This window comes from Nonomuraea sp. NPDC051941, from assembly GCF_044593615.1.
On sequence record NZ_JBIUCF010000045.1, the window covers coordinates 1 to 14,171 of the forward strand.

Below are 14,171 nucleotides of genomic sequence, written 5' to 3' on the forward strand. Positions count from 1 at the left end.
CAAGATCACCGAACAGGGCGACCACCACACCCTGATGTCCCTCAACGGCCTCTACGCCGACCTCTACACCCTCCAGGCCACCGCCTACCGCTGACCCTCACTGCAGGGCGGCCGCGATGACCGTGCGGGCGATCGAGGTCACCGCGTCGGCCCGCGCCCCGGGGCGCTCCAGCACGACCCCCACCGCCACCTCGGGCGCGTCCGCGGGCGCGAAGGCGGTGACGAGCGCGTGGTCGTCCGTCCCCGGGATGATCTCCGACAGGACGGCCTCGGCGCCCTTCCTGGGGCCGGCCGCCGCCGACTTCCCGGTGCGCGGCGCCATCGTCATCATCGCCGCCAGGCTCTTGGCCAGCGCCGGCGACACGGCCTTGCGGTAGACGGAAGGGCCGGCGCGGTCGATGACCGAGCCGTCCGCCAGCCGTACCTCCTCCACCAGGTATGGCCGCATCAAGGTCCCGTTGTTGGCCACGGCGGCCGACAGCATGGCGACCATCAGCGGCGTCACCCGGCTGTCGTGGTGCCCGATGGCCGACAGGGCGGTCTGCGCCCGGTCCATGGCCAGCGGATAGCGGCTGGCCGTGGCGACGAGCGGGATCGTCAGGTTCGGCGCGTTGAAGCCGAACGCCTCCGCCTGGTCCCTGAGCAGGTCCTGCCCGAGCTGCAGCCCGATGCCGGCGAACGCGGTGTTGCAGGACACGTGGAACGCGTCCGTGAGCGTCGGCCGCTGCTTCCCGCACCCGCCGCCGCCCGCGTTCTGCAGGATCGTCGGCGTCCCGGGCAGCCGCAGCCGTACGGGCGCGTTCACCAGCGAGGTCGGGGTGTACTCCCCGGACGCCAGCGCCGCAGCCGCCGTCACCAGCTTGAAGGTGGACCCGGGCGGATAGAGCCGGTTCAGCGCCCGGTTCAGCAGGGGCCGCGACGGATCCTGCCGGAGCAGGCGCGAGGTCTCCAGAAGGCGGCCGGCGTCGAAGGTGGTGAGGGTGTTCGGGTCGTAGGTCGGATAGGTGGCCAGCGCCAGGATCGCCCCCGTCGCCGGGTTGACGGCCACCACCGCTCCCGGGAGTCCCATCCTCTTGAGCTCCTGGTACGCGGCCCGCTGCACCCGTTCGCTGATCGTCAGCCGGACGTCGGCCCCCTGCACGACGCCCTCCCTGACCAGCGAGCGCACCTTGACCTTCGGGTCCTCCCCGGACAGCACCTCGTCCCGCGCCTGCTCGATCCCGGTGGAGCGGTAGAGCGACATGTGACCGGTGACGGCCGCGTACAGCTCCCCGTCCTGGTAGACCCGCCGGTAGAGGTACGGGCCGCCGCCGGTCGGGCGGCTCACGGCGATCGGGGTGCCCTCATAGGTGAGGATGTCGCCGCGCGGATGGTCGAACCTGGCGATCAGCGGCCGTACGTTCCTGTGGTCGGCGTTGAGCTCCCGCGAACCGAACGCCTGGACGACCGTCACGTGCGCCAGCACCACGAACAGCATCGCCGCGCACAACCTGGCGACACGGCGCAGCGGCTCGTCGATCCGCTCCGCCCTCGATCCGGCCATGGATCTTGGTCTAACAGCCGGACCGCAAAGACAGGGCTAGAGCTGACTTCGGTAGTAGCCAATCTTGTTGTGGATGTACTTCTGCCGCTCGGCCAGCTTGTCGATCTGCTCCCTGACCTGCCGGTCGTGCTCTTCCAGCAGCCTGATCCGGTCGGGGATCGTGTGGTCTCCGGCGCGTACGAGCTCGGCGAAGCGGAGCATCTTGGCGATGGGCATGCCCGTGTCACGCAGGCAGCGCAGCGTGCCGAGCCAGCCGACGTCCTCCTGGCTGAACCTGCGCTGCCCGGCCGCGTTGCGCCCGACGCGCTCCAGCAGGCCGATCTTCTCGTAGTAGCGCAGGGTGTCGATGCTGAAGCCGGTCTCCTCGACAACTTCCGCCGGCGTGTAGACGCTCACGTCAACCAGGATCCCACCTGGAGCGCGCTCCAGGTCAATCGGCTTGACATGGAGTGCGCTCCAGCTCCCAGAGTCGGCCCATGAACATCGCACTCGGCACGATTTCGTTCGGCACGACCGTCGACCTGCGGGACACGTTCGCCATCCTGGACCGGTTCCACGAGGCCGGCGGCACGATGCTCGACACGGCCAACAACTACCCGTTCTGGGTGGCGGGCCGGTCGGGCGATGAGAGCGAGCTGGCCATCGGCGCGTGGCTGGCCGCCCGCGGCAACCGCGATGAGATCTTCATCAGCACGAAGGGCGGCGCCCGCCCCACGGTCCCCGGCGACACCACCCTGGCCTCCGCCGAGGGCCTGTCCGCCCCCACCGTCGCCAAGGCCGCCGAGGGCAGCCTGCGGCGCCTCGGCGTGGACCACATCGACCTGTACTGGTCGCACATCGAAGACCGGTCCGTCCCGCTGGAGGAGACTTTGGGGGCGATGGACGAGCTCGCCCAGGCAGGCAAGATCCGCAACGCGGGGGCGAGCAACATCGCGACCTGGCGCCTCGAACGGGCCAGGAACATCTCGGCCGCCCACGGCTGGATCCCCTACACCTACCTCCAGCTCCGCCACACCTACCTGCGACCGCGCCCGCTCGCCAAGCTGGCGGAGTCCGGGCACCGGCTCGCCACGGACGAGACCCTCGACTACCTGGCCGCCGAGCCTGATGTGACGTTGTGGGCGTACAACACGCTGATGTTCGGCAGCTACACGCGCGCCGACCGGCCCATTCCCGAGATCTACGACCACTCGGGGACCACGCGGCGGCTCGCGGTGCTGCGGGAGGTCGCGGACGAGCTGGGTGCCACGGTCAACCAGGTGGTGCTGGCGTGGCTGCTGGCCGACGGCGTGGTCCCGATCGTGGGCGTCTCGACGCGGGCCCAGCTGGAGGAGGCCATCGCCGCCACCGACCTCAAGCTCGACACGGACCTCCGCACCCGCCTCGACACCACCACCTGACACCCGGCGCCGGAAGGGCGAGCCTCGCGGCGTGCGGCCGGACGGTGGGTCAGGCGAGGTGGTCGGACAGGTAGCGGCGGACGAGGTGTTTGCATTCGGCGATCAGCACCGCATCCCCGCACGGATCCACGCGGAACGCCAGCTTGAGCACCGCGTCCGTCGCCTCTACCGCCACCAGCAGCGCGCGATCCAGCCCCGGCCCCACGGGTGCGTCCAGGAGTTCGAGGGTGAGGGTGCGCAGCCGGTCGGCCACCACCACGTTGTTCTCCTGCGTCCCGTCCAGCGCCGTCTTGCTCCCGCCGACCGCCGGGCCGCCGGGGCCGAGGAGGACCTCGCCGAAGTCGAGCACCGCGAACCCCGGCGTGGTGCGCTTCATGGCGACGAACTCGTCGATGGCCAGGTCCACCAGGTCCGTCCAGTGTCCGAGGTCGGCCTTGGGGATGCGGTCGGTGACACGGGCGAGGAACGCCTCGAGGTTGCGCCGCGCCAGCGCCCGCACCAACCCCTGCTTGTCGTGGAAGAACTGGTAGAAGGTGCCGATCGGAACTTCGGCGCGGCGGGCGACCTCTTTGGTGGTCATCGCCTCGTAGCCGACCTCATCGAGCAGGATTGCGCACTCGTCGAGCATCCGCTCCACCCGCTCCACGCTCCGGCGCTGGGCGGGACGGCGGCGCAAGGTACTCGTCATGACCCCATCCTGACCTATTACTGACATTAAAGTTCCCATAGACGAAAGGAGCCCGGGATGTTCCTGTGGGGGACGGCCACTGCGGCGTACCAGATCGAGGGCGCGGTCAAGGAGGACGGCAGGGGCGTCTCCGTCTGGGACACCTTCGCCCACGAGCCGGGCCGCACCAGGGACGGGCATACCGGGGACGTCGCGTGCGACCACTATCACCGGTGGCGCGAGGACGTCGAGCTCATGTCCGGGCTCGGGGTGAACGCCTACCGCTTCTCCATGGCCTGGCCGCGTGTCCAGCCGCAGGGGGACGGCGAGGTCAACGCGGCAGGGCTCGACTTCTACGAGCGGCTGGTGGACGCGCTGCTGGAGAAGGGCATCCAGCCGGTGCCGACGCTGTTCCACTGGGATCTGCCGCAGGCGCTGCAAGATCGTGGCGGGTGGATTAACCGCGATATTTCGGGAAATTTCGCCGAGTACACCGCCACCGTCGCCGCCCGCCTGGCCGACCGCGTCCCCTTCTGGATCACCCTGAACGAGCCGTTCGTCCACATGGCCTACGGGTACGCCATGGGCATCCACGCCCCGGGCCAGGCACTCCTTACGGACGCGCTCCCCGCCGCCCACCACCAACTCCTGGCCCACGGCCTGGCCGTGCAGGCCCTGCGGGCGGCCGGTGCCCGCCAGGTGGCCATCACCAACAACTGCACCCCGGTCTGGCCCGCGTCCCAGGAAGAAGCCGACCTGAAGGCGGCGGAGGCCTACGACATCCTCCACAACCGCCTCTTCAACGACCCCATACTTCTCGGCAAATATCCGGACCTGTCGGCGTACACCCCGACCGTGGACTTCGTCCGGGACGGCGACCTCGACATCATCGCCGCCCCGCTGGACGGCCTGGGCATCAACTACTACAATCCCACCCGCATCGCCGCCCCCGCCGACGACGGCCTCCCGTTCGCGGACGCGGGCATCACCGGCTACCCCACCACCGCGTTCGGCTGGCCGGTCGTCCCCGACGGCCTGCGCGAGCTCCTGACCGGCCTCAAGTCCAGGTACGGCAGCGCGCTCCCGCCCATCCACATCACGGAGAACGGCTGCTCGACCGACGACACGCTCGAGGACCACTCCCGCATCGAGTTCCTGGAGGGCCACATCGCGGCGATGCGCCGGGCCATGGCCGAGGGCGTGGACGTACGGGGCTACTTCGTCTGGTCCCTGCTGGACAACTTCGAGTGGGCCGAGGGCTACCACCAGCGCTTCGGCCTCGTACACGTGGACTTCGAGACCCAGCGCCGCACCCCGAAGGCCTCCTACCGGTGGCTCCGGGAGCAGCTCCGGGCTCAGAACACCGACACGTGAACGTGGTCGTAGTGGTTGGCCGTGACCCCGCCGCGGTCCGACATCGGGTCCCAGCCGCCGCCTGACCGGATGTCGTAGTAGCGCTGCTTCCAGATGATGTACATGACGCCGATGCGGGCGCCGTTCTTGATCAGGTAGTCGGCCAGGGCGTCTCCGCGGGCCTCGTCGGACCCGCTGGCCGCGGTGCCGCCACGCGACATCATGAAGTCGCAGGCCCGGCCCTTGCCGTGCTCGCCGGGGTCGCCGGGACGCAGGCAGCCCACGCCGTACTTCATGGGGAAGTTCCGCATGATGTCGGCCCGCACGTCGATCATGCGCTGGGTCAGGCCCTCGGCGCCGCCGGGCTGCTGGAAGCCGTACTTGGCGAGCAGCTTGTCGATGTCTCGCTGCTTGCTCTGGAGGTTCTTGATCTCCTTGCGCAGCTTCTCGATCCTGTCGTTGGCGGCGATCTTCGCCTCTTTGGACTTGTCGATCAGCTTCTGGACGCCCTGGACGCGCCTGGTGCGCTCGTCGGCCATGTAGTTCATGTTGGCCGCCTGCCCCAGTATCACGGTCGGGTCGGCGTTGGGGGTGAGGAGCCGGAAGGTGTCGAGGGGCCCCACCATGTACGCGGTCTGCGCGATGTCCGCCACGTCCGCCTGCGCGTCCTTCAGCTGGGCCTGAAGGGTGCCGGAAGTGGTGGTCGCCCGTTTCACCTGGAGCTTGATCTCCTCCAGGCTCTGGATCTGGCCTCGGTAGCGCTTTTCGAGCAGCTCGGCCTGTTTGGTGAGTTTTCGCAGGTCACCAGGGCTGGGCTCGGCCACGGCTGGGGATGGCGCGGGAAGGCCGAGCAGCCCGGCGAGGACGGCGACAAGAACGGCGATCCGCCCGATTCTCACACCCGCCCCCTCCCCTCATAGACGGTCCGAAACTATAGAAGATGATCTTGATTCCTGTCACCCGAACGGCCGAACTGCCGCACCATTGGTGACATTTATGGTGATTTGTCCGACTTAAGGCGAACCTAAAGATTGGGCCTTGTATAGATCGCTCCAACGGTCTGAGATGGCGATCGAACTCGTCTCTGCGAAGGGGCAGATCGTGTCTCGAACATTGACCCTCGCCACCGCCGTCATCCTCGGCTTAGGCACGTCCATCGTGGCCACGACCGCGCAGGCGTCCGTGGACCCGCTACCACCCCGCGACCGCATCGAGCTCTACCAGCTCGACAGCGCCCCGGGCACCGCGCAGACACTCAGGGAAAAAGGCTTCGACGTCGTCCAGCAGCAGAACAAGGGCGACCAGGAACACATCGAACTCACCGCCGCACAGACCGACCTGGACGCGCTGCGCAAGCTCGGCCACAAACCCGAGCCCGTACGCAATCCTCAGGGCCAGACCCAGCTCGAGGCCGCCAAGGCGCAGGCGGCCTCCGGCTACACCGTGTGGAAGTCCTATTCCGAGGCGGGCGGCATCGCCGACCAGCTCAAGGCCATCGCGAACGCCAACAAGGACATCGTCAAGCTCCAGTCCATCGGCAAGTCGCTGAAGGGCCAGGACATCCTGGCCGTCAAGGTCACCACGGGCGCCCGGCTGCTGCCCGACGGCATCAAGCCCTCGACGCTCTACTCCGCCACCCAGCACGCCCGCGAGTGGATCGCCACTGAGGTGGACATGCGGCTGCTGAAGTACCTGATCGCGAACAAGGCCGCGCTGAAGGACCTGCTCAACAAGAGCGAGCTGTGGTTCGTGCCGGTGGCCAACCCCGACGGGTACGACTTCACGTTCACCGAGGGCAACCGCCTGTGGCGCAAGAACCTGCGCGACGTCAACGGCGACGGCAAGATCACGGTCGGCGACGGCGTCGACCCGAACCGGAACTTCCCGACGAACTTCCACTACGACGAGGAAGGCTCGTCGAGCATCCCGAGCAGCGACACCTACCGCGGCACGGGCCCGGCCAGCGAGCCGGAGACCAGGGCCATGGACGGCCTGCTCAGGCGCATCGGGTTCGAGATGCAGCTCAACTACCACTCCTACGGCCCGCTGCTGCTCTACCCGAGCGGCTTCCAGATCGCCACGGAGACGCCCGACAACCCGATCTACGAGGCCATCACCGGCAACGACGCCAAACCGGCCGTCCCCGGCTTCGACCCCGACCTCGGGGCCGAGCTGTACACCACGAACGGCGACACCAACGACCATGCCCACCGCCAGTACGGCACGCTGTCGTGGACGCCGGAGCTGGACGAGGGCTGCGACGGCTGCGGGTTCGTCTTCCCCGACGACGAGGCGCTGGTGCAGGGCGAGTTCGAGAAGGGCCTGCCGTTCGCACTCGACGTGGCCAGGTCCGCGGTCAACCCCGTCGAGCCGGTGAACCACCTGGGCAACACGACCCCGGACTTCGAGATCGACCCGTTCGAGGTCAGCTACGGCAAGGACCAGGTCGTCCAGGTCAACGCCAAGCGCAAGCTCGGCCCGGTCTTCCTGAACTACCAGGTCAACGGCGGCCGTACCAAGACCGTCCTGACGGGTGAGTGGAAGGGCGGCGAGCGGTACGGCAGCGGCTACGACCGCTACTACCACCGGCTGCGCGGCAAGATCACCGGCACCAGGCCGGGCGACAAGGTGAAGGTCTGGTTCGCCTCGATCGGCAGGAAGAGTGCCGACTTCACCTACACCGTGGCGACCGACATCGGCGGAAAGGTGCTGATCCTGGCCGCGGAGGACGTCACGGGCCTCAGCCCGGCGCAGGGCGTGACCGAGGCCAAGTACGCCGACGAGTACGCCGCGGCGCTCACGGCGGCCGGCTACACCTCGGATGTGTACGACATGGACAAGATGGGCCGCAAGGCCCCGCACCCGCTGGGCGTGCTCAGCCACTACAAGGCCGTGGTGTGGGAGACCGGCGACGACATCATCCCGAGGTCCCCCGGCCAGGTGGGCGGGACGACGTCCAAGGGCGGCGTGGACACCGAACTGGCGGTCCGCGACTACCTGAACGAGGGCGGCAAGCTGCTGCACGCCGGCAAGTACCCGTCGTTCGCGGCCAACAACAACGGCGCCTACTACTACCAGCCCGACCAGCCGGCGCAGCCGGAGTGCACGGTCCCGGACGACCCGCCGTGCATCGCGGTGTTCAACGACTTCCAGCAGTACTGGCTGGGCGCGTACGTCTTCTTCGACGACGCCGGCACCGACCACAACACGGGCCAGCCGTTCGGGCTGGCGGGCAACGGCGGCACTTTCGACGGCTTCGGCGCGACGATCGAGCCGAGCCACACCAACTCGTTCGTGGCCACCTCGGCCATCCTGCCCGCGCAGCAGTTCCCGCTGTTCGCGAGCTCGGCGCAGGTCAAGTGGGCACGCCCGGGCGGCCCGTTCGACCCGCACTCCGGGACATGGGACGTCTACAGCGGCATCGCCGACGTCTCGTGGAAGCGGCTGACCAAGACGATCGACCTGACCGGCAAGAGCAGCGGCGAGCTGACGTTCTGGACGTCGTACGACACCGAGAGCACCTGGGACTACCTCGCGGTAGAGGCGCACACGGCGGGCGGCGACGACTGGACCATGCTCCCGGACGCCAACGGGCACACCACCCAGGAGACCGGCAGCAGCTGCGACCCGCCCAGCGGCGGTGAAGGCTGGCGGGCGATCCACCCGTTCACCCAGCGCTACCAGGGCCCCGACTGCGAGTCCACCGGCACCTCCGGCGCCTGGCACGCCGCCACCGGCAACTCGGCCGGCTGGCAGCAGTGGAAGATCGACCTGACCCCGTACGCGGGCAAGAAGGTCGAACTGTCCGTCTCCTACATCAGCGACTGGAGCACCCAGGGCGCGGGCGTCTTCCTGGACGACTTCGCGGTCACCCTGGACGGCGTGACGACCGAGCAGACCTCGTTCGAGTCGGACCTGGGCGGCTGGGCCGTCGGGGCGCCTCCCGAGGGCACCTCGCCGTCGATCAACAACTGGTTCAGGACGGACCAGGTCTTCGAGGAGGGTGCCGGAATCGTCACCAAGGACACCGTCTACCTGGGTTTCGGCGCTGAGAGCGTGACCGACCCGGCCAAGCGCGCCGACCTCGTCAAGAGATCCATGAAGCACCTGCTCGGTTAGAGCCGGAGAGGGGTGCGGCAGAGCATGCCGCACCCCTCTTGCGTGTCCGGACAGAACATGGTTCGGTCACCTTGAGGAAGTCCGGAAACAAGCAAGCATTCGGTCAAGCAGGAGGGTCACGACATGCGCCGGCACGACACGCTGTTCATCGGGGGCGAATGGGTGGCCCCCGCGGGCACCGCGACGATAGACATCGTCTCCCCGCACACCGAGGAGGTGGTCGGCCAGGTGCCCGACGGCACGACCGCGGACATGGACCGCGCCGTCGCGGCCGCCAGGGAGGCGTTCGACCACGGGCCGTGGCCGCGGATGACGTTCGCCGAGCGGGCCGAGGTCATCGGCAGGCTGGCCGCGATCTACAACGAGCGGCAGGGCGAGATGGCCCAGCTCATCACGGAGGAGATGGGCTCGCCGATCACGTTCTCGAACCTCGCGCAGGCGCCTCAGCCGCTGGGCATGCTCCAGTACTACGCCGAGCTGGGCAAGACGTTCGAGCAGGAGGAGCAGCGGCCGGGGCTGTTCGGCCCGATCACCGTGCGCAGGGAGCCGGTGGGCGTGGTGGCGGCCGTGGTGCCGTGGAACGTCCCCCAGTTCGTCACGATGACCAAGGTCGCGCCCGCGCTGCTGGCCGGCTGCACCATCGTGCTCAAGCCGGCGCCCGAGACGCCGCTGGACGCGTACCTGCTGGCCGAGTGGGCGATCGAGGCGGGCATCCCGGCCGGCGTGCTCAACATCGTGGCCGCGGGCCGCGAGGTCGGCGAGCACCTGATCTCCCACCCCGGCGTGGACAAGGTGGCCTTCACCGGCTCGACGGCGGCCGGCCGGCGCATCGCCGCCATCTGCGGCGAGCAGCTCAAGCGGGTCAGCCTGGAGCTGGGCGGCAAGTCCGCCGCGATCGTCCTGGACGACGCCGACCTGGCCGCCAGCATGGGCTTCCTGTCCATCGCCTCGCTCATGAACAACGGCCAGGCCTGCGTGGCGCAGACCCGCATCCTGGCCTCGCGCAACCGCTACGACGAGGTCGTCGACGCCGTCGCGAACATGGTCAACTCCCAGCCCGTCGGCGACCCCGCCGACCCGGCGACCGGCATCGGCCCGCTGGTGGCCAAGCGGCAGCAGGACCGGGTGGAGGGCTACATCAGGATCGGCATGGACGAGGGCGCCAAGGTCGTCGTCGGCGGTCTCGACCGGCCCTACGACCGCGGCTGGTACGTCTCCCCCACCGTCTTCTCCGGCGTCACCAACGAGATGCGCATCGCCCGCGAGGAGATCTTCGGACCGGTCCTGGCCGTGATCCCGTACGAGGACGAGGCGGACGCCGTACGCATCGCCAACGACAGCGACTACGGCCTGGCCGGCTCGGTGTGGACGGCCGACGCCGAGCACGGCATGGACGTGGCCCGCCAGGTCCGCACCGGCACGTACGGCGTCAACTGCTTCATGCTGGAGACCAACGCGCCCTTCGGCGGCTACAAGGCCAGCGGCATCGGCCGCGAGCTGGGCCCCGAGGGCCTGAGCGGCTACCTGGAGTACAAGACGATCGCGCGGCTCGGCTAGCCCTCCGCGAGAAGGGCCTCGCGGCATGCCGCGAGGCCCTTCGTCGTGCCACGGGACCGTGCACCCAGCGCGCCCCCGCAACGCTAGGTACAGATCCCGCTACCGGAAGTATGTCCCACGGCCACCGTGGCGACGGTTTCCTTCCCCAGAGACTTTCTCCCGGCGGTTTCTTTCTTTCCGTCCTAGATAGACGCGTTTAACTCACAAAAGGTTCGAGGAGATCCACTTGCCGATTCTGCGGATGAGTTCGGGGGGCGCGGCGGTCTCCGCGTGGCCGTACCCGGGCTCGATCCAGAGCTCCTTGGGCTCGCGTGCGCCGGCGTAGAGCTGGTGCGCGTGATCGAGCGGGAAGAACGCGTCCTCGTCGCCGTGCACGATCAGCAGCGGGGTCGGCGAGATGAGCGCGGCGGCCTCGTGCGGCGGCATCGGGATCGGGTTCCAGTCGCCGCGGGCGATCCTCGTCCGTTTGACCACCCTCGCCGCCAGGCGCCCGAACGGCCGCTCGATGGCCCAGTGGACCTGCCGCATCGGCTTGGTGCCGCGGTAGTACCAGCGGGCCGGGCCGCTCACCGCCACCACGGCGTCCACGCCGCCGCGCAGGCCCGCGTGCCGTACGGCCACCGCCGCCCCCATGGAGAAGCCGACGACCGCGATCTTGGAGTAGCCGGCCACGCGGGCGTGCCGGACGGCGGCGTCCAGGTCGAGGATCTCCAGGTCGCCCACCGTGGTCTCACCGCCGGAGCGCCCGTGGCCGCGGAAGTCGAAGGCGACCACGCCGCCGTACCCGCTCAACACGTGCACGATGCGCCGCGCGGTGCGATCCCGCCACGAACCAGTGAACCCGTGCGCCATGACAATGCCTGTGTTCATGGCCTCCACTCCGTGGAGGCGGGCTCGGTCGCTGGGGAGCCGTCGCCTTCCCTCGTCGCTCTGGTCGCTACGCTCCCGACGCTCCTCAGTCCAGGCGACGGCGCTCCCTCGCCGTGCGAAGGGGGTGTGGGCGGCGTTGAGGCGGACCCCGTCGTCGGTCCTGAGCATGACGGGGAAATGAGGCGCGTAGGGCATGGAGACGAGCTTATGTTCGCTCCGCGTCCACCCCGTGTTCGGCCGCCCAGACCGCGATCCGCGCCCGCGAGTCGAAGCCCAGTTTCTCCATGATGATGGCGACGTGCCTGGCCACGGTGGCCGGACTGACCACCAGCGCCTCGGCGACGCCACGGTTGCTCAGGCCGCGGGCCAGCATGGCGGCGATCTCCCGCTCCCGCTCGCTCAGCCCGTCTCGGTCGAGCACGCGCGGCGGCGGCACGGCCGACCCGGGATCGCCGTCGAGCACCAGCCCGGCCACCACCTCCGGCGGCATCCCCGTCCCCCTGGCCCACAGCAGCTCCACCGGGTCCGCCCCGAGCCGCGCGCGGGCGAGCGCCAGCAGATCCTCGATCCGGCCGGACGCGCCGACCTGCCCGATGGACTCGCGCAGCGCGGTGGCGGCCGCGGCCGCGAGCACCGCCCCCTCCAGGTCTTCCCGCGCCTGCGCCAGGGCGGAGACGGCCATGAGCGCGCGGACGATCCCCCTGCGCTGGCCCGTCTGCCTGCTCAGCGCCAGGCTGTCGGCTATGTGCCCCCTGGCCGCGGCGTGGTCGTGCAGCCCGGCCGCCACCCGGCCGATCTGGGCCTGGCAGCGGGCCAGCTCGATCCGATTGTCCAGGTCCTCCAGCAGCGGCAGCGCGGCGGCGTGGTGTGACCTGGCGGTCTCCAGGTCGCCCGCGGCCTCGGCCACCGCGCCCAGGTGGGTCAGCGCCCTGGCCAGCGACCAGTGGTGCCCGGCCTCCGCGGCCAGCGCGAGCGCCTCCTCGCCGTAGCGCCGGGCCTCGTCCGGGCGACCGTGGAAGAGCGCCAGGTTGAGCTGGGCGATCCTGGCCGTGACCAGGTTGAACAGGTCGTCGTGGGCGCCGGCCGCCGCCTCCAGCTCCGCGGCGTAACGCCGCGCCCGCTCGCTCTGCCCGGTGCGGAAGAGCACGGTCAGCGCCACGCCGTACGTGATGCCCAGCCAGTGGGTGTACGGGTGCCGCTTCTGCTCCTCCAGCCCCCGCACGACCAGCTCTTCCGCCCGGCCCAGCTCGTCGGCGAGCTCCAGCCCGTACGCCAGCCCGCACCTGGCCACCGCGACCAGGTCGGCAGGGGCCCCGGACAGGTCGAGCGCGAGCAGCCGCTCGTGCCAGCCGACGCTCTCGCCCAGGTCGCCCCGGACGGCCATGACGGCCATCGCGGCGCGGGCCAGGCGCAGCCCGAGCACGGGGTCCCGCGACTCCACCGCCCAGTCGACCGCGTTCCTGGAGTCGTCGAGGAGGGCGCGGCCCCTGGTGAAGTGGGCGAACCGATCCTGCCACGGCATCCTGCGGTCGAGCGAGCCGGCCTCGTGGCAGTGCTCCATCTCCTCGCAGACCGCCTTCAGGTGCCTGTCACGCAGGTGCGCGGCCTCGCCGGCCTCGGCCAGGCGCTCGGCGGCGTACTGCTTGATGGTCTCCAGCAGGCGGTAGCGGCCGGGGGCGTGGTGGCGCACCAGCGACTTCCCGGCCAAGGCGGTGAGCAGGCCGGGCAGCTCCGCCCTGCGCAGGATGCCGCCGTCGGCGCAGACCCGCTCGGCCAGGCCGAGGTCGAACGGCCCGGCGAACACCGAGAGCCGGCGCAGCAGCACCCGCTCCTTGGGCGGGAGCAGCTCGTGGCTCCACTCGACGATGGCCAGGAGCGTGCGCTGCCTGGCCGGAGCCGTGCGATCGCCGGCCGCGAGCAGGCCGAGCCGCTCGCCGCCGCGACCGGCCAGGCGGTCGGCGATGTGCCCGGGGCTCAACCGGCTCGTACGGGCCGCCGCCAGCTCCAGCGCGAGCGGCAGGCCGTCGAGCGCGTGGCACAGGCGTACGACGTCGTCCATGACGCCCGCCACCCCGCTCGCGCCCGCCGCGAGCGCCCGCTCGACGAACAGCAGCACGGACTCGGCCGCGGGATGCCGCTCGTCGGGCAGCTCCAGCGGCGGCACCCGCCAGACCAGCTCGCCCGGGATGCGCAGCGGCTCCCGGCTGGTGAGCAGGAACCGCAGCTCGGGGCACTCGGCGGTCAGACCGGCCACCAGCTCGGCGCAGCGCTCGATCAGGTGCTCGCAGTTGTCCAGCACGATCAGCGCCCTGGCCGTGCGCAGGCGCGTGCGCAGGCCGTCCAGCAGCCGCCCGGGCACCTCGTCGCGTACGCCGAGCACCTCGGCCATCTCGTTGACGATCAGCTCGGGGTTGCCGATGCGGGCCAGCTCGACCAGCCACACGCCGTCGGGGAAGCGTCTCAGCTCCTGCGCCGCCACGCGCAGGCCGAGCCGGGTCTTGCCGATGCCGCCCACGCCGCTGAGCGTGACCACGCGTTCTTCGTGGACGAGCACCGCCAGCTCGGCCACGTCGCGGACGCGACCGACGAAGCGGTTGGGCTCGGCGGGGAGATTGTGCGGAACTTGCGCGATCATGTGGGGCCCAGGTGGTCGCGGGGGGGA

Annotated in this window: 10 protein-coding genes; 4 read left to right on the forward strand and 6 right to left on the reverse strand. The window is 70.1% G+C overall.

The window, feature by feature from the left end:
- Positions 1–97: 97 nt before the first annotated feature.
- Together ACIHFD_RS50465 and ACIHFD_RS50470 are read right to left on the reverse strand one after the other, a co-directional pair.
- Positions 98–1,543, reverse strand: a complete 1,446-nt coding sequence (locus ACIHFD_RS50465; RefSeq protein ID WP_397372999.1) for a penicillin-binding transpeptidase domain-containing protein — start codon at positions 1,541–1,543, stop codon at positions 98–100.
- Positions 1,544–1,579: 36 nt separating this feature from the next.
- On the reverse strand, positions 1,580–1,939 hold the full coding sequence (locus ACIHFD_RS50470; protein ID WP_350729790.1) for a MerR family transcriptional regulator: 360 nt from the start codon (positions 1,937–1,939) through the stop codon (positions 1,580–1,582).
- 80 nt (positions 1,940–2,019) lie between these two features.
- Here ACIHFD_RS50470 and ACIHFD_RS50475 point away from each other — a divergent pair, with 80 nt between their 5' ends.
- Positions 2,020–2,943 carry an aldo/keto reductase gene (locus ACIHFD_RS50475; protein WP_397373000.1) on the forward strand — a complete coding sequence of 308 codons (924 nt, stop codon included), beginning with the start codon at positions 2,020–2,022 and terminating at the stop codon, positions 2,941–2,943.
- 49 nt (positions 2,944–2,992) lie between these two features.
- On the opposite strand, the gene ACIHFD_RS50480 is transcribed toward ACIHFD_RS50475, so the two are convergent.
- Entirely contained in the window at positions 2,993–3,631 is a 639-nt protein-coding gene (locus ACIHFD_RS50480) for a TetR family transcriptional regulator (protein WP_397373001.1), read from the reverse strand.
- Positions 3,632–3,688: 57 nt separating this feature from the next.
- Between ACIHFD_RS50480 and ACIHFD_RS50485 the strand changes: the two genes are divergently transcribed.
- Positions 3,689–4,984, forward strand: a complete 1,296-nt coding sequence (locus ACIHFD_RS50485) for a GH1 family beta-glucosidase (protein ID WP_397373002.1) — start codon at positions 3,689–3,691, stop codon at positions 4,982–4,984.
- On the opposite strand, the gene ACIHFD_RS50490 is transcribed toward ACIHFD_RS50485, so the two are convergent.
- The gene (locus tag ACIHFD_RS50490; RefSeq protein ID WP_397373003.1) at positions 4,966–5,862 is read right to left on the reverse strand and encodes a coiled-coil domain-containing protein; all 897 of its coding nucleotides are present in this window, start codon (positions 5,860–5,862) and stop codon (positions 4,966–4,968) included. The two genes, ACIHFD_RS50485 and ACIHFD_RS50490, sit on opposite strands and share 19 nt — an antisense overlap.
- Positions 5,863–6,064: 202 nt before the next feature.
- Between ACIHFD_RS50490 and ACIHFD_RS50495 the strand changes: the two genes are divergently transcribed.
- Positions 6,065–9,082, forward strand: a complete 3,018-nt coding sequence (locus ACIHFD_RS50495; protein WP_397373004.1) for a M14 family zinc carboxypeptidase — start codon at positions 6,065–6,067, stop codon at positions 9,080–9,082.
- Positions 9,083–9,205: 123 nt separating this feature from the next.
- A complete protein-coding gene (locus ACIHFD_RS50500) occupies positions 9,206–10,639 on the forward strand; it encodes an aldehyde dehydrogenase (RefSeq protein WP_397373005.1) in 1,434 nt (477 codons plus the stop codon).
- Positions 10,640–10,840: 201 nt separating this feature from the next.
- Here the strand turns inward: ACIHFD_RS50500 and ACIHFD_RS50505 are convergent, their stop codons facing one another.
- Both ACIHFD_RS50505 and ACIHFD_RS50510 read right to left on the reverse strand, forming a co-directional pair.
- Positions 10,841–11,509, reverse strand: coding sequence for an alpha/beta hydrolase (locus ACIHFD_RS50505; protein WP_397373006.1), 669 nt, complete (start codon positions 11,507–11,509; stop codon positions 10,841–10,843).
- Between the two features lie 205 nt (positions 11,510–11,714).
- Positions 11,715–14,144, reverse strand: coding sequence for an ATP-binding protein (locus tag ACIHFD_RS50510; RefSeq protein WP_397373007.1), 2,430 nt, complete (start codon positions 14,142–14,144; stop codon positions 11,715–11,717).
- Positions 14,145–14,171: the final 27 nt, after the last annotated feature.

Coding starts and splice junctions, on each gene's coding strand:
- ACIHFD_RS50465 (WP_397372999.1), bottom strand. CDS start 1,543: ATGGCCGGATCGAGGGCGGAGCGGATCGACGAGCCGCTGCGCCGTGTC.
- ACIHFD_RS50475 (WP_397373000.1), top strand. CDS start 2,020: ATGAACATCGCACTCGGCACGATTTCGTTCGGCACGACCGTCGACCTG.
- ACIHFD_RS50480 (WP_397373001.1), bottom strand. CDS start 3,631: ATGACGAGTACCTTGCGCCGCCGTCCCGCCCAGCGCCGGAGCGTGGAG.
- ACIHFD_RS50485 (WP_397373002.1), top strand. CDS start 3,689: ATGTTCCTGTGGGGGACGGCCACTGCGGCGTACCAGATCGAGGGCGCG.
- ACIHFD_RS50500 (WP_397373005.1), top strand. CDS start 9,206: ATGCGCCGGCACGACACGCTGTTCATCGGGGGCGAATGGGTGGCCCCC.
- ACIHFD_RS50505 (WP_397373006.1), bottom strand. CDS start 11,509: ATGAACACAGGCATTGTCATGGCGCACGGGTTCACTGGTTCGTGGCGG.
- ACIHFD_RS50510 (WP_397373007.1), bottom strand. CDS start 14,144: ATGATCGCGCAAGTTCCGCACAATCTCCCCGCCGAGCCCAACCGCTTC.